Below are 15070 nucleotides of genomic sequence, written 5' to 3'. Positions count from 1 at the left end.
CACGCCCGGTTGGACGGGGGTCGATCCCCCGGTCCGGAGGGGGCCGACGGCCGCCGCGTCGAGACGGCCCGATCGTTGCGCCTCACTGCGATTTCACCCCGGAATCGGGCGGTGTCTGCCGGTCGTCAGCCCGAAGTCTGACGGCCCTTTATGCCCCGCGGCGAGTCACCTGCAAATGCCGGGGGCGCGGCACGGTCACACGCTCCCGTTCCCCGCCTACGGCGACGATCCCATCCCATCCTATCCTTCCGCGCTCGTCGCCCGCTCAGACTCGCGAACCCCCAGTCGGTTCCATCGCCAGCGTCACCGCCGCACCGTCGACCGTCCACTCGCGAGTGTGGGCGTAGTCGTCGACGTCACCGTCGGCGAGGACCGTCAGGTCGTCGACCCGGACGGCGCTCCGCAGGTTCTCGGCGTGGTCGGTCACCGCCGCCGCCACCGCGTCGTCGTCGGTGACGACCGCGAGGTCGACCCGCTCGTCGACCGCCAGGTCGAGGTCCGCGCGCATCTCCTGGGCCCGCCGGGTCACGTCGCGGGCCAGCCCCTCCCTCCGGAGTCCGCCGGACAGCGACTCGTCGACGTAGACCGTCCCGCCGTCGAAGGGGACCCGCCGGACCCCGTCGGGGACGCGCTCGACGACCGAGACCATCCCCGCGGTCACCTCGTAGTCGTCCCCATCGACGGTGGCGGTCAGCGGTAACTCGTCGGCCGGCCGCCCCGCCACGGCGTCGGCGACCGCGGCGGCGTCGTCGCGGAACGCCGGCCCGAGCGCGTCCATCTCCGGGACGACCACGCGCTCGCGAGCGGGGTAGCGGTCGGTCAGCTCGACCGACTCGGCGTTCGCGCGCTCGGCGAGCAGGTCCCGGTGGGCGTCGACCGCCGCGGCGACCGTCTCGTCGTCCGTCTCGACGACCACTTCGGCGACCGGCCAGCGGTGCTTGCGGCCCATCTCCTGGCGGGCGGTCGCGACGCTCCCCTCGACCGCGCGGAGCACCTCGACCCGGCTGACCAGCCCCGGATCCTCGGGCAGACCGAGCCCGTCGGCGTCGGGCCAGTCGGTCGCGTGGACGGTCGGCTCGCCCGCGTCGGCGGGGCCGTCGAGCGCTTGGTAGAGCCGCTCGGCGAGGTGGGGTGCGAACGGCGCGAGCAGCCGGACGCAGACGCCCAACACGGTTCCGAGCGTGTCGTAGGCGGCCCGTTTGTCCGCGGTCGAGTCGGGTGTCCAGACCCGGTCGCGGACCGTCTGGACGTAGTAGCGGGACACGTCCGCGATCAGGAAGTCGAGGACCGCGTCGAGCGCGACGTTCGGTTCGCGCTCCTCGAAGCCCGCGGTCGCTCGCTCGGTCACCTCGCGCAGGCGGGCGAGGACCCACTCGTCCAGCACCCGACGGTCGTCGGCGTCCGCCGTCAGGTCGACCGCGGGCCGGTAGCCGTCCTCGCCCATGAACATCGCGGCGAAGCGGGCGACGTTCCACACCACGTCGAACCGCTCGCGGGTCGTCTCGACGCCCGCCATCTCGGCGGTCATCGTCACGTCCTGGCCCTGCTGTTCGTGACCGAGCAGGTGCGCCCGCAACGCGTCGCGGCCGTGGGCGTCGGCGACCTCGGGCGGCCGGAGGACGTGCCCCCTGGACTTCGACATCCCCTCGCCGTCCAGCAGCGCCCAGCCGTGCATCAGCACCTCCTCGTAGGGCGCCCGGTCGGCGAAGGCGACGCCCAGGTACAGTTGCATCAGGAACCAGCCGCGGGTCTGGTCGTTGCCCTCGACGACGAGGTCGGCGGGCCAGTCGTCGGGACGCGGGTTCTCGCTCGGGCGCTCGCGCAGGCTCGCCCACGAGGCAACGGCGGAGTCGAACCACACGTCGAGCACGTCCTCGACTCGGGTCGCCTCGCCGCCGCAGTCGGGACAGGGGACGGCCACCTCGTCGACGACCGGACGGTGGGGATCTTCGGGCACCTCGTCCAACCCCGCGCGGTCGGCCAGGTCCGCCCGCGAGGAGACGACGGTGTCGCGGCCGCAGTCGTCGCAGTGCCACACCGGAAGCGGACTCCCCCAGTAGCGCTGGCGGGAGACGTTCCAGTCGGGCGCCGCCTCGACGGTGTTGCGGAACCGACCGTCGCGAGCTTCCGCGGGGTACCAGGTCGTGTCGTCCACGGCGTCGAGCAGGTCGGCCTTCAGCTCGGTCACGCGGACGAGCCACTGCTCGGCCGCGCGCATCACCACGTCGGTGTCACACCGCGGACACTGCGGGTACTCGTGGGTGAACCGCTCGCTCCCGAGCAGGGCGCCCGCTTCGTCGAGCGCCTCGGCGACCGCCCGTCGCCCCTCACCGTGGACGGCCAGTCCGACGAACGGGCCCGCTTCGTCGGTGAACCGCCCGTCGAGACCCACGGGGGAGTAGGCGGGCAGGTCGAGGTCGTCCTCGCGGGCGCGCTCGGCGTCCTCGTGGCCGAACCCCGGCGCCGAGTGGACCAGCCCGGTGCCGTCCCCGTCGGTCTCGACGTAGCCGGCGTGGGCGACGGTCCCGCGCGGCGTCGGGTGGTCCTGCAGTCGGTCCGCGAGCGGGTGGCGATACGTCGCGCCGACGAGGTCGCTCCCCGGGAGCGTCTCGGCGACCGCGAAGTCGGCAGCGGCGACGCCCAGCGCGTCCATCACCGCGGAGACGCGCTCGGCGGCGACGTAGAGCGGGCCATCTGCGGCGCAGTCGGTAAGCACGTCGTCGGCGACTTCGACGGCGGCGTACTCCCCGCGCTCGTCGACGGCGACGAACTGGTTGCCGACCACGGTCCACGGCGTCGTCGTCCAGGCGACGAGGGTCCCGTCCCGGTCGGCGTCAACCAGCGGAAAGCCGACGTACACCGCGTCGACGATGCGGTCCTCGTACTCCAGTCGGGAGTCCGACACCGCCGTCTCGCAGCGCGGACAGGTGTTGACCACCTGGTCGCCCCGCTCGACGAGGCCGCGCTCGTACAGCGCGGCGAAGGCGTCCCAGACCGTGTCGACGTACTCCGGGTCCATCGTCTGGTAGGGGTCGTCCCAGTCCATCCAGACGGCCAGGTCGCGGAACTCCTCGTCCATCACCGCCCGCTGGTCCGCGACGAAGGTGCGACACTCGTCGACGAACCGGTCGACGCCGTACGCCTCGACGGCTCCCTTCGTCTCGAACTCGTGATCCTGCTCGACGTTCACCTCGACCGGGAGGCCGTGGGTGTCGTAGCCCGGCCGGGCCAGCACCGCGCGGCCCTGCATCCGGTGGTACCGCAGCAGCGCGTCCTTGAGGATCTTCCCCCAGGCGTTGCCGACGTGCATCCGCCCGCTCGTGAACGGCGGGCCGTCGAGGAAGTAGAACGGCTCCTCGTCGTTCTCGGCGCCCCGCTCTTCGGCCCGCAGTTTGGCGTACTCGTAGGCGCGGCTGGTCTCGGCCGGCGCGTCGACGCCGGGGAAGGCGTCGGCGTCCGTCCAGTGGTCTTTGACTCGCTGTTCGACCGCGTTCGGGTCGTAGTGGTCAGGTAGTCGTTCGGGCATCCGTAGACGTGTCTCGTCGTATCGATCGTCGTGCGATACGGGGCGACCGGGCGGAGCGAGTCCGCGGATCAGTCGCCGCTGTCGGAACGTGACTCGCGGCACGAGCGGGCTCGCGGGGGCGACACGCTGGCGCGCGACCGCCGCGCGGACGAGACTGGTGTCACCGAGTGCGGAACCGTCGTGCCCGAGAAAGTAGGTACTATGCCCCTGACGGGGCGATAATCGAGACCGCCGCGGCGGGCACGCGGTGCCGCGTCATTACACGTTGGTTTCGTATCGGTCGATAAATCGCTTTCGGGGGTGTGGGTCCGCGTCTCAGGGCCCGCGGCGATCAGATGACGCCGGTGACGTTCGCGGCCTCGCGCGCAGCGGCTTCGCTCATGCCGTCGCCCAGAATCGTGTAGCGGTCGCGGATCTCGTGGGCCGTGGTCAGCGCCTCGATGACGATCTCCTCGTCGATACCCAGCTCCGCGGCGGTCGTCGGTGCGTCGATGCTGGCGAGCGCGTCGCGGATGTCCTGCCACTGACCCTTGGGACCGGAATGCAGGTACTCGGTCATGATCGACGCGACGCCGACCTGGTGGCCGTGCAGGGCCGGTTCGGGCGCGATGCGGTCGAGTTGATGGGAGATCAGGTGCTCGGCGCCCGACGCGGGCCGGGAGGAGCCGGCGATGGACATGGCGACGCCGGAGGAGACGAGCGCCTTCGTCACGATCCAGGCCGACTCCTCCAGTTCCGGGCGGATGGAGTCGGCGTTCTCGACGAGCATCTCGGCGGTCATCCGCGAGAGCGCGCCGGCGTACTCGTGGTACTCGACGTTCTTCAGCCGGTGGGCGAGTTCCCAGTCGCGTACTGCAGTGAAATTCGAGATGATGTCGGCACAGCCCGCGGTGGTCAGTTCCCAGGGCGCGTCGGCGAGGATCTCGGTGTCGGCGACGACCGCGAGGGGGGGTTCGGCGGCGACGCTGTGGCGGGTGTCGCCCTCCGGGATCGAGGCGCGGCCGGAGACGATGCCGTCGTGGCTGGCGGCCGTGGGGACGGAGACAAAGCCCTTGCCCACGTCCTCGCCGGCCATCTTCGTCACGTCGATGACCTTCCCGCCGCCGACGCCGACGAGGTAGCCCACGTCGTCGCTGGCGGCGACCTCGATGACCTCCTCGACGGCGCCGAAGGTCGCCTCCTCGATGCGGACCACCCGCGGGTCGAACCCGGCGTCGGAAAAGCCCTCGACGACTCGGTCGCCGGCCACCTTCGCGGGCGTCGGGCTGGTGACGACCAGCGGGTCGCCGTGGAGGCGGAGCTCCTCGACGGCCGCCGCGGCGTCGTCGAGCACGCCGTGGCCCACCACGACGTTCCGCGGCAGCCGTATCCACGTCGACTTGTCGAACATGCCGAGGTATGCGCGGTCGGCCGGCAAAACGCTTGCCGTCGCACTCGGCGCCGGAGCCGACGCAGGGACCGACGGCGCCGGGCCGGCCGTTCGGTCCGTTCGGTCGACAGGTTTAGTAGCCGTCTACTGCATCGATCGTATCGAATGGTCCCGAAACGGTTGCGAGCGCCCTTCGACGAGCGGCCGGTCGCGCGCGAGACGGCGGTCGCGGTGGTCGCGGTCGGTGCGTTCGTCGTCTGGATCCAGGCGCTGTGGTCGCTCGCGTACCGCGTCACTTCGACCGTCGACCCGGACGCGCTCGCGACGACCGACCTGGGCGAACTGACGGCGACGGCCCTGTCGAACCGCGTCGTTCTACTGGCCGGGATCGCCGTGTTCGCGCTCGCGCACGCGAGGCTCCGCGGACTGCCGGTCGAGCTGTCGCTCCCGGACCGGACGGATATCCCGATGGTCGCGACCGCCGCGCTGGTCCCGGTCGCGGGGGTCGCCGCGGTCACCGTCCTCGCGAGCGCGACGGGGACGACCCTCGCCGTGCTGGAGGGGACGTACTACGCGCAGGACGCCGACCCGCTGCTCCCGGCGACGCTCACGCTGTTGACGCTGCTCGTCGGACTCCCGGCGTACGTGTTCGTCGCCCACGAGGCCGTCCAGCGGCCGCTCAGCGCCGCCGGACGCCCGTGGACCGCCGTCGCGGTCACGACGCTGTTCGTGGGGGCGATCGGACCGCGTGAGATCGTCGGGACCGGCCTCCCGGCGCGGGCCGCCGTCGTGTTCCTGGTGCTCGCCGCGTGCGTCGCGCTCCCGGCCGTCGCCGCGCACGCCTTCGACTACGAGTGGCTCCCTGCGCTCTGTGCGATCCCACTGGCGCTGTTCGTCGGCGGCGTCCTCGTCAGTCGGTTCGGAGGGGCCGACGGACTCGCGGAGGGCGCGCTCGTGTTCACCGGGCTCGCCGTCGTCGCGGTCGCCGCCCACGGCTACGAGCGGACCGGGTCGCTGGTCGTGCCCGCCGTGGCCTACGCGGCCTTCGTCGTCGGCATCGACGCGGTCGCGTTCGCCGTCGGCATCGGAGCGACACCGTGAGCGGCGGTCGGACGTTTCGGAACGGAACCGACGGCCGATCCGCGATCAGAGCGTCTCTAGCACGCCCAGTACCCGCTCCTCCGCTGCCCGGTCGGGACCCTGCTGGGCCTCGTCGGCGTCACGTTCCGGCGTCGCGTCGACGGTCTCGGCGACCGCCTCCGTCGGCGCCTGCGGGTCCCACCCGAGCGACCGCAGTTTGTTCGTGTCGAGGACGTGCGGCGGGTCCCGATACAGCGGGAAGTCCGAGGGGTCGAGCCCGCCCGCGGCGAGTTCGCGTTCCCCGGCGGTGACGACCTCGACGTCCGTATCGAGCGCGTCGGCGACGGTCTCGACGGTCTCTCGGAGCGTCTGGAGCGTCCAGTCGCCGACGTTGTAGGCCTCGCCGGGCGTCCCCTCCTCGGCGACGACGCGAAGCGCGCGGGCGACGTTCTCGACGCTGACCCGGTGCCAGAGGTTGGTGCCGTCGCCGGGGACAAGCACGCGGTCGCAGTTGGCGACGCGCTGGACCCAGTAGTCGAACCGGCGGGTGTAGTCGTGGGGGCCGTAGACGACGCAGGGGCGGACGCTCAGGGCGTTCACGCCCTGCTCGGCGGCGGCGAAGACCGCGCGGTCGCCCTCGGCCTTGCGCGCGCCGTAGGTCGCGCCCGAGTCGTCGGTCGCCTGCTCGTCGCTACAGGGTTCCAGCGCCGTCTCGTCCTCGCGTTTGGGCACGGCCTCCTCGCCGTAGGCGGCGCCGCTGGAGACGTAGACGTAGGCGTCGGCGTCGTCGAAGACGCCGGTTGCGGTGCGGACCTGTTCCGGGTGGTAAGCCACCAGATCGACGACCACGTCGGGATCGACGGCCGCCGCGTCGGCCAGATCGCCGTCGTCCGTCCGGTCCCCCTGGAGGTGGTCGACCGCCTCGTCGTCGGCGAACGGGCTCTCGTGCTCGCCGCGGTGGAAGACGGTCACGTCGTAGCCGGCGTCGCGGAACTCGCGGACGGCGCGGCGGCCGATGAATCGGGTGCCGCCGACGAACAGCGCGTGTCGGGTCATACCCGCGATTCGTCGCTGTCCCCGTTAAACCCGGTGACCCGCGGACGGTCGCCCGTGTCCGTCCGTCTCGATTCCACTCCCGCTCCCTCCGTCTCCGTTCCACCCCCGACTCCCTCCGTCTCGGTTCCACTCCCGTCGGCTACCGAGGCGACCGTATCCGTCCGTCGCGTTCGGGAGCGCTAGCTTCCGGGGGACGGATTCACGGATATCAGAGCTGTTAAACGGTGAATAACAACGGTGGTCCGGGTGCGACTACCTGCCATGAAGTGCGCGAACTGTCGGGCGGACGGGGAACCAGCGTACACGCTCCGGGCACACGTCGACGGCGACGGGGACGACGAGGACGACGAGGCGGCCCGGACCGACGGCGGCGCGAGCGCGACCGTGGACCTGCCCTTCTGCTCGCTGGAGTGTCTCACGGCCTGGACCTGACCGGGGGTCGAGCCAAAGAGCTATCCGGGCGGGCGCGCCAGCAACCGGCATGGAAAACGTCCATCCAGGACAGCGCGTCGCGGTGCTCGCGGACGCGCAGAACCTCTACCACAGCGCCCGGAGTCTCTACACGCGCAACATCGACTACGCCTCCCTGCTCGACGCCGCCGTCGCCGACCGCCAGCTGACACGCGCCGTCGCCTACGTCATCCGCGCCGACGCCCCCGAGGAGGAGTCCTTCTTCGAAGCCCTCGTCGACATCGGCTTCGAGACCCGCATCAAGGACATCAAGACCTTCGGCGACGGCTCGAAGAAGGCCGACTGGGACGTGGGCATGAGCTTAGACGCCGTCACGCTCGCCAACCACGTCGACACGGTCGTCCTCGCCACCGGCGACGGCGACTTCTCCCGGCTGTGTTCCCATCTCCGCCACGAGGGGGTCCGCACCGAGGTCGTGGCCTTCCAGGAGTCGACCGCGGAGGAACTCGTCGCCGCCGCCGACGACTTCACCGACATGAGCGAGGACGAAGACCGGTTCCTGCTCTGAGCGCGGACCCGGTCGCTCCACTGATCGCCGTTCGAAGCCCGAAAGAAGACCGCGAGCCGCGTTACTCTTCGTCGCCGTCCGAGTCCTCGCCGGCCTCGCCGGTCGCGTCCAGGTCCGTCAGGTCGGCGTTGGGCGCGTTGCGCTTGACGCTCCGGAGCCCCTCGATGGCCCCGGTCCGGGAGGCGTAGCCCTCGCCGCTGTCGCCGAGGATCTGCCCGTTCTCGTGGCGGAGCCGCCAGCGGTACTCCCCGGCGTTGTCCTCGAAGATTTCGAAGGCCGCATCGCGGTAGTCCAGGGCGCTGGCCTCGTCGGCGTACTCGCGGACCCGTTCGACCGAGTCGCGGGCGCCGCGCTCGGAGGCGAAGCCCTGGCCGCCGTCGGCGATGATCTCGTCGTTGCTCGCGACGAGCCGCCAGCGGTACTCCCCGGCCGAATCCTCGAAGATCTCGAAGGCGTCCTCGTCGGCGGCGGTCTCGCGGACGCGCTCGACGCCGTCCTGGGCGTTGGTCCGGGAGGCGTAGCCCTCGCCGCCGTCGGCGAGGATCTCGCCGTTGCGGTGGATGAGCCGCCAGCGCCACTCGTCGGCGGCGTCGCGGTACACCTCGAAGGCCGTCGGGTCGATCCGCAGGTAGTCGGCGTCGCCGACGTAGCCGCGGACGCGCTCGACGGCCTCCTCGACCGCGTCGCGGTCGGCGTAGCCCTCGCCGCCGTCGGCGACGATGTTGCCGTTGCGGTGGACGAGCCGCCAGCGGTACTCGTCGGCCGCGTCCTCGTACACCTCGAAGGTGCCCTGGCTCTCGCCCGACGGGTACGGAGCGTCGGCGGGCTCTTCCTCCGGTTCGACCTCCACTTCCTCTCGGATAGCGGGGGCGCCGGGGGCGTTCGTCCGGACGCTCTCCAGGCCCTGCTCGGCCTTCTGGCGGCTGCTGTACCCCTGGGCGCTGTCGGCGATGATGTTGCCGTTGCGGTGGCGCAGCCGCCAGCGCCACTTGCCGCCGCGGTCCGCGAAGACCTCGAAGCGCGCCTTGCTCTCGGGAGCCTCCGCGACCGGTTCGGCGTCCGGCTCGCCGTCCGACTCCGCGGCCGCCGCTGTGGCGCCGGTTCCCGCATCTTCCGCGCTGTCGGCGGCCGTCTCGAACCCGTCGGGCTCGGCGACGGCCGCCTCGGCGTCGGCCTCGGGCACTCGTCGCGTGCCGCCGACGACCGGGATCAGCGCCGCGCCGACGGCGACCAGGACGAGGCCGAGTGCGAACACCGAGATGACCGGGACGGCCAGCCCGGAGTCCCGCCAGCCCGGGTAGGCGACCAGGAAGCCCGCGACGCCGAGCAGCGCGACGAGCCCGCCGGCGTAGGAGACCAGGTTCGCCGTCCGCTGGAGCGGCAGGCGGATCACCGGCCCGATCATCAGTAGTACGAGCGAGATCGCGGCCAGCGCGATCCCGGCCTTGCCGGGGGTCGTCGCCGTCGTCACGTCGCTCGTCAGGAACAGCAGGATGCCCAGTATCCCCAGCAGGATACCGAACACGAACACCCAGTAGCCGTACACCTCGTCGCTCGTCGTCGGTTCCGCGATGCGGTCCCGGTACCACTGGACCATCGCGTCCGGACTTGATCGTTCGTTAGACATGTTCCAAATCTAATAGTCGGATCGTGGATAGATAAAGATGCAGTACGCTTCAACTGCGTATCGGTCGCTCACGGGCGACGAAAACGGCGGAGAGAAACGGCAAACCGGCCGGCGGCGTCGCGGGCGTCGATCAGACCGGGCGACCCGGGTCCGAGGTGCCGACGAGCAGCGCACCGGCGGCGAGGCCGAGCGTCCCGGCGGCGATGGCGGCGACGGGCACGCCGACGCTGAGCGCTCCCGGCCCGAAGATGAGAACCGTGCTGATCGCCAGCAGCACGACCCCGAACGCGACTTTCCGTGTATCGGTCTCTGTCATCGTGAGCGTAGTTTGGTAATCGATCCGTATAAATTCTCCTGAAACCGCGTCACACAGCCACGATCGATCGTGATCGATACGGGACGTGTCGGTGTATGATAACACGGGACATGCTTCGTCGAGGGGGTAGGGTGCGCGGGCTCGGGGGAGTGAGACAGATACAAGACGCGGTGGGGCGAACGGAGGGGCGATGGACGACGAGGATCGGTCGATGCTGACGCGGGTGGCCGACTACCAGTGGGGCCGCGGCGCCGGGACGGCGCTGTTCGGCGGCGGCGACCCCGAGGTGACCCACACCAGTTCCGGGCGGCCGCGGCAGGTGCTCGCCGACGAGGGGCGGTTGGTCACCTACGCGACCGACGGGCGGTTCACCCTCGGCGTGGCCGGCGGGCGACGGCTGAACGACGGCCTCGCCGACGGTGCCTACCGAGTCGTCGTCGGCGACGAGAGCGAACCGTTCGTCCGCGAGGAGCGCAACGTCTTCGCCAAGTTCGTCTCCGCCGCCGACCCCGAGATCCGGCCGGGAGACGAGATAGTGGTGACCCACGAGCGCGGCGAGGTGCTCGCCGTCGGCCGCGCCGAACTGAGCGGCGACGGCATGGCCGACTTCGAGACCGGGATGGCCGTGTTCGTCCGCGACGGCGCGGACGAAGGGGCGTGAGTTTCGGGTCGAGTCGGTGTTCCTCGTCGAACTGGTGTGAACCCGAGCGACAGCGACCGACTCGACGGAGCACGTTTAACGTTCTTTCATCGCACATTCTGAATCGGCTCGACCGCACTCGACAGCAGGCGGTGAAAGCCCTCGACGCGCTCGATCGGAGTTGGATCGACTGCACTCAGCGGGGACTGCAGGCGATGAAAGCCCTCGGCGCGCTCGCGGTCGCTGAGGCGGGATATCCGCGCTCTCGGCACAGCCCGCGCGGATAGTGCCCGCTCAGACGACTGAACTACACGCGAGCACGCCTCGCCCTTTCAGTCCGCCAGGACAGCAACCGCAGACGCCCTCACACCTCCCCAGCCTCTTGCGCTGTCTGCGGGCGACCCGAGCGTCGCCCGCATGGACCGAGGGACCGCCGGTCCCTCGCTGCTCGCAGGCTGCGCTTCTCATCCACTGTCAGAGGCAAGCTCTGACAAGCCTTCTCTCACGAGTTCGAGAAGACCTCGCGCGGCCTACGTCGCGCGCACGAGAGCGCGCGACAGCGCGCGCCACGGTGGTTCGATCGGTAGCGGTCCTGCGGTAGCTGTCTTGCAGTAGCGGTCCTGCGGTGGCGTCCGGCGCCGCAGGCGCCGGTTCTTCCGCTGGAGCGGGGCGAAGCCCCGCGGAAGCGGCCTTTTTCACCCATGTTTTTGGCGGAGGGGTGGGCGCGGTTTGCCCACCCCTCCGCGAAAAAGATGGTTCGCAACGCTTGTATCGCGGCGGCCGCTGTGTGTCGGCAATGAGCCATTCCTCGCCTCCCGTCCGCCGCGTCGCGGACTGGGACTTCGACCGGCTGTCGTCGCTGGCGGCCGAGCACGGGACGCCGCTGTACGTCGTCGACCTCGACCGCGTGGCCGAGAACTACGAGCGGTTCGCGTCGGCGTTCCCGGACGCACACGTCATGTACGCCGCGAAGGCCCACACCGGTCGGTCGGTGCTCTCGACGCTGCTGGACGCCGGCGCCGACATCGAGTGCGCGGCCCGCGGGGAACTCCAGCGGGCGATCGACGCGGGCGCCGACCCCGACACGCTGCAGTACACGGCCGTCAATCCGCCGGACGCCGACCTGGACTACGCCGCCGAGCTGGGCGCCGACCACCCGGGGCTGACGATCACCGGCGGTGCGCGAGACACGTTCGACCGGCTGGAGGACCGGGGGTACGACGGCCGCGTCGCCATCCGAGTCAACCCCGGGATCGGGACGGGCCACCACGAGAAGGTCGCGACAGGCAAGGACGCCAAGTTCGGCATCCCCTACGACGAGGTGGCCCAGCTGGCCGACGACCTGCGCGAGCGGTTCGACCTTGTGGGGCTGCACGCCCACGTGGGGTCGGGCGTCCTCCACGACGACCTGGACGACCACTGCCGGGCCATCGCGAAGGTGGCCGAGCTGGCCCGCGAGGTGGGCGATTCGGACCTGGAGTTCGTCGACTTCGGCGGCGGCTTCGGCGTCCCCTACCGGGAGGACGAGGAGCCGCTGGACATGCCGACGGTGGGCGAGAAAGTCCGGGAGGCCGTCGGCGACCTGGACGCGCGGATCAAGCTCGAACCCGGTCGGTACGTCGTCGCCGACGGCGAGGTGATCCTGACCGAGGTGAATACGGTCAAGGAGACGCCGGAGGCGACCGTCGTCGGCGTCGACGCGTCGCTGGCGACGCTGATCCGCCCGGCGATGTTCGACTCCTACCATCCGATCGCGAACGTCTCGGCGCCCGAGCGAGCGGCCGAACCCGTCGCGGTCGGCGGGCCGTGCTGTACGAGCGCGGACGTGTTCTGCACGGACCGGCCGCTGGCGCGCCCGGAGCGGGAGGACCTGCTCGCCATCGGCAACGCGGGCGCCTACGGCTACGAACTCGCGAACCAGTTCCACTCCCAGCCCCGGCCCGCCGAGGTCGCCATCGAGGGGGGCGAGGCCCGGGTCGTCCGTCGCCGGGAGACGATGGACGACGTGACCCGGGTCGAGCGCGAATCCGGCGAGCGGGTCGCGACCGACGGCGCCGCGGACGGGGAACGATGACCTTCGACGCGCTCGAGTTCCACGAGCGGGCGGTTCGGACCGAGTCCCACGAATCGGTCGACGAGATGCGCGGGCTGCTGGTCGAGACGCTCGAAGGCAACGGCGCCGATCCGGTCGTCGACGACGCGGGCAACACGCTCGCGACGCGGACGGGTGAGGGGTACCAGCCCGGCGACGAGGCGAAGAGCAGTTCCGACGAGGGGTGCCACCTCGTCCTGAACACCCACATCGACACGGTGCCGCCCCACGTTCCCTTCGCCGAGCGCGAGGACGGGGCCGTCGTCGAGGGGCGAGGGGCCTGCGACGCGAAGGGACCGCTCGCCGCGCTCGTCGACGCGTTCCTCAGCGCCGGCGTCGGCGAGGGCAACCGGTTGACGCTGGCGATCACGCCCGACGAGGAGACGGTCCAGACCGGCGCCGCACACCTCGCGGGCTCTCTCGACGCCGACGGCTTCGTCGTCGGCGAGCCGACCGGGCTCGACGTGTGCAACGCCGCCCGCGGCCAGTACGAGGGGGCGGTCACGGTCACCGGGACCGCGGCCCACGCCGCCACGCCGGGGAGCGGCGCGAACGCGATCCGCGCCGTCGCGCCGCTGTTGCAGGCGATGGAGACGTACGACGAGGAACGCGGGCCGGAGGCTCACGAGTCGCTCGGTCGTCCGACGCTCACGCCGACCGTGATCGACGGCGGCGAGGCCTCGAATCAGGTACCCGAGGAGTGCGCCCTCACCTTCGACCGGCGGCCGGTCCCGCCGGAGACCCCAGGGGAGTTCGAGGCGGGGCTGGAGACCCACCTCTCGGAGTGGGTTCCCTCGGGCATGGACCTCGACGTGGCGCTCTCGCCGCGAGAGACGCCGTTCCTGGCCGCCTTCGCGACCGACCCCGACGAGCCGCTCGTGGAGGCGCTGGCGTCGGCCAGCGGCGGCGGGGTGCGACCGTTCGGCGCGGCGACGGAGGCTTCCTACTTCGCCGAACACGCCCCGACGGTCGTGTTCGGTCCCGGCGACCTCGCGGACGACGAGGGCGCCGTCGCCCACAGCGAACGCGAGTACGTCCGCCGCGACGAGGTCGGGGCGGCCGCGCGAGCCGTCCGCGACGCCGTCGACGCGCTGCTGTAGCCGGGCGAGCGAGTCCGCTGGTCAGGCTCACTCGACCAGCGGCGCGACGACTCCGAAGAGGAGCGGCGAGAACAGTCCGAGCGCGATGCCCAGAACTTCCATGTCGAACAGCAGCGTCTGCTCCCAGCCGGGCAGTCCGCCGAAGACCACGGAGCCGACGATCTCGCCCAGCCCACCGACGGCGAACAGCGTGACGCCGATGAAGAAACCGGTCTTCGCGAGCTTCGGGTAGTCCCTGCTTGCGTAGTGCGACATGGGCCTCGATATCCCCGCTCGGGGCAAAAACTCACTGTGAGAGTCCGTCACGCTGTCTCACGGAAACCATTTGGTCGGGTGTCGCATACGCGGTCCCAATGCGAGAACTCCTGCTCGGACCGGTCGCCGAGGCGCTCGGCGTGGTCCTGTACGTCGCGATCGCGGGCACGCTGGCTATCGTCGGTACGCTCGCCGAACGGGCCGGACTGGCCGATCTCTCCGCCGGACAGACGACGCTGGGCCTCTGGGAGGCCGCCGTCGGCCTCGTCCTCATCTACGCGGCGCTGAACGTCGCCTACCACATCGTCCTGCCGCGGCTGCGCGGCGCCGAACCGACCGCCTGAACGGGTCCGGCCCGGGCGACCGTCCGCCGCGCTACGCCAGGTACGACATCGCTTCCTCGTCGCTCACCTGGTCGAAGTTCCGGTAGTGAGCGCCGACCGCCCGGAAGTCCCGGGGGCGCTCGACGGCGACCACCTCGTCGGCCAGCGGCGCCAGGTCGTCGAGCGTGTCCGGCGGCCCGACGGGGACGGCGACGACCAGCGATTCCGGGTCCTCGTCGCGGACCAGTCGGAGACAGGCTCGCATCGTCGCGCCGGTGGCGACGCCGTCGTCGACGACCACGACCCGTCTGTCGGTCAGGTCGGGGCGGTCCCCTTCGCGGTATGTGGCGGCCTTCTCGGCGGCGACTTCGCGCTCGCGCTTCCGTTCGCGGGCGAGGTAGTCGTCGCTCACGGCTAACCTGTCGAGCGCGTCCTCGTTGAGCCAGACCGCGCCGTCCTCGGCGACCGCCCCGATCGCGTACTCCTCGTTGAGCGGCGCACCGACCTTCGAGGCGACAACCACGTCTAGCGGCGCGTCGAGGCGGTCGGCGACCACCCGCCCCAGCGGGAGCCCGCCGCGCGGGATCGCGAGGACGATATCGGCCGTCACACCTCGCTCGTCCAGCGCGTCGGCGAGCCGCTCGCCCGCGGCCGTCCGGTCGCGGAACATGCCTGTGGGTACGTCTCACACGGCCAAAGGTCTGTGG

At 71.2% G+C, this 15070-nt stretch carries 14 protein-coding genes; 7 read left to right on the top strand and 7 right to left on the bottom strand.

Features of this window, described 5'->3' with window-relative positions; translation table 11 throughout:
- Positions 1 to 265: 265 nt before the first annotated feature.
- Together ileS and HZS54_RS09400 are read right to left on the bottom strand one after the other, a co-directional pair.
- Positions 266 to 3526 (bottom strand): isoleucine--tRNA ligase, encoded by a 3261-nt coding sequence (ileS, locus tag HZS54_RS09405; protein ID WP_179922207.1) that lies wholly within the window; start codon positions 3524 to 3526, stop codon positions 266 to 268.
- A gap of 331 nt (positions 3527 to 3857) precedes the next feature.
- Entirely contained in the window at positions 3858 to 4916 is a 1059-nt protein-coding gene (locus HZS54_RS09400; protein WP_179922206.1) for an NAD(P)-dependent glycerol-1-phosphate dehydrogenase, read from the bottom strand.
- Between the two features lie 144 nt (positions 4917 to 5060).
- Here HZS54_RS09400 and HZS54_RS09395 point away from each other — a divergent pair, with 144 nt between their 5' ends.
- Positions 5061 to 5996: a hypothetical protein gene (locus HZS54_RS09395; RefSeq protein WP_179922205.1), complete on the top strand. Its 936-nt coding sequence runs from the start codon at positions 5061 to 5063 to the stop codon at positions 5994 to 5996.
- A 45-nt stretch (positions 5997 to 6041) separates the two neighbouring features.
- Here the strand turns inward: HZS54_RS09395 and HZS54_RS09390 are convergent, their stop codons facing one another.
- The gene (locus tag HZS54_RS09390; protein ID WP_179922204.1) at positions 6042 to 7031 is read right to left on the bottom strand and encodes an NAD-dependent epimerase/dehydratase family protein; all 990 of its coding nucleotides are present in this window, start codon (positions 7029 to 7031) and stop codon (positions 6042 to 6044) included.
- 261 nt (positions 7032 to 7292) lie between these two features.
- Here HZS54_RS09390 and HZS54_RS09385 point away from each other — a divergent pair, with 261 nt between their 5' ends.
- Positions 7293 to 7463, top strand: a complete 171-nt coding sequence (locus HZS54_RS09385) for a hypothetical protein (protein WP_179922203.1) — start codon at positions 7293 to 7295, stop codon at positions 7461 to 7463.
- 49 nt (positions 7464 to 7512) lie between these two features.
- A complete protein-coding gene (locus HZS54_RS09380) occupies positions 7513 to 8010 on the top strand; it encodes a LabA-like NYN domain-containing protein (RefSeq protein ID WP_179922202.1) in 498 nt (165 codons plus the stop codon).
- Positions 8011 to 8071: 61 nt separating this feature from the next.
- On the opposite strand, the gene HZS54_RS09375 is transcribed toward HZS54_RS09380, so the two are convergent.
- Together HZS54_RS09375 and HZS54_RS09370 are read right to left on the bottom strand one after the other, a co-directional pair.
- Positions 8072 to 9637, bottom strand: a complete 1566-nt coding sequence (locus tag HZS54_RS09375) for an HVO_2922 family protein (protein ID WP_246391875.1) — start codon at positions 9635 to 9637, stop codon at positions 8072 to 8074.
- 130 nt (positions 9638 to 9767) lie between these two features.
- Positions 9768 to 9953, bottom strand: coding sequence for a hypothetical protein (locus tag HZS54_RS09370; RefSeq protein WP_179922201.1), 186 nt, complete (start codon positions 9951 to 9953; stop codon positions 9768 to 9770).
- Positions 9954 to 10143: 190 nt separating this feature from the next.
- Here HZS54_RS09370 and HZS54_RS09365 point away from each other — a divergent pair, with 190 nt between their 5' ends.
- The 3 genes from HZS54_RS09365 to HZS54_RS09355 all read left to right on the top strand — a co-directional run bounded on the left by HZS54_RS09365 (position 10144) and on the right by HZS54_RS09355 (position 13785).
- Complete coding sequence (locus tag HZS54_RS09365) at positions 10144 to 10614, top strand: PUA domain-containing protein (RefSeq protein ID WP_179922199.1); 471 nt, start codon at positions 10144 to 10146, stop codon at positions 10612 to 10614.
- Between the two features lie 775 nt (positions 10615 to 11389).
- Positions 11390 to 12667: a diaminopimelate decarboxylase gene (gene lysA, locus HZS54_RS09360; RefSeq protein WP_179922197.1), complete on the top strand. Its 1278-nt coding sequence runs from the start codon at positions 11390 to 11392 to the stop codon at positions 12665 to 12667.
- Positions 12664 to 13785 carry a M20 family metallopeptidase gene (locus HZS54_RS09355; RefSeq protein WP_179922195.1) on the top strand — a complete coding sequence of 374 codons (1122 nt, stop codon included), beginning with the start codon at positions 12664 to 12666 and terminating at the stop codon, positions 13783 to 13785. The genes lysA and HZS54_RS09355 overlap by 4 nt, the downstream gene beginning before the upstream one ends.
- Before the next feature lie 27 nt (positions 13786 to 13812).
- Here the strand turns inward: HZS54_RS09355 and HZS54_RS09350 are convergent, their stop codons facing one another.
- Positions 13813 to 14040 carry a DUF7860 family protein gene (locus tag HZS54_RS09350; RefSeq protein ID WP_179922193.1) on the bottom strand — a complete coding sequence of 76 codons (228 nt, stop codon included), beginning with the start codon at positions 14038 to 14040 and terminating at the stop codon, positions 13813 to 13815.
- A 98-nt stretch (positions 14041 to 14138) separates the two neighbouring features.
- Here HZS54_RS09350 and HZS54_RS09345 point away from each other — a divergent pair, with 98 nt between their 5' ends.
- The gene (locus HZS54_RS09345; protein WP_179922191.1) at positions 14139 to 14384 is read left to right on the top strand and encodes a DUF8151 family protein; all 246 of its coding nucleotides are present in this window, start codon (positions 14139 to 14141) and stop codon (positions 14382 to 14384) included.
- A gap of 31 nt (positions 14385 to 14415) precedes the next feature.
- On the opposite strand, the gene HZS54_RS09340 is transcribed toward HZS54_RS09345, so the two are convergent.
- Positions 14416 to 15033, bottom strand: coding sequence for a phosphoribosyltransferase (locus HZS54_RS09340; RefSeq protein WP_179922189.1), 618 nt, complete (start codon positions 15031 to 15033; stop codon positions 14416 to 14418).
- Between the last annotated feature and the right edge of the window lie 37 nt (positions 15034 to 15070).

The sequence above is a fragment of the Halosimplex pelagicum genome (genome assembly GCF_013415905.1).
Classification (GTDB): Archaea; Halobacteriota; Halobacteria; order Halobacteriales; family Haloarculaceae; genus Halosimplex; species Halosimplex pelagicum.
Note: the sequence above shows the minus strand (reverse complement) of the source record. Positions and strands in the feature narration are given on the sequence as shown.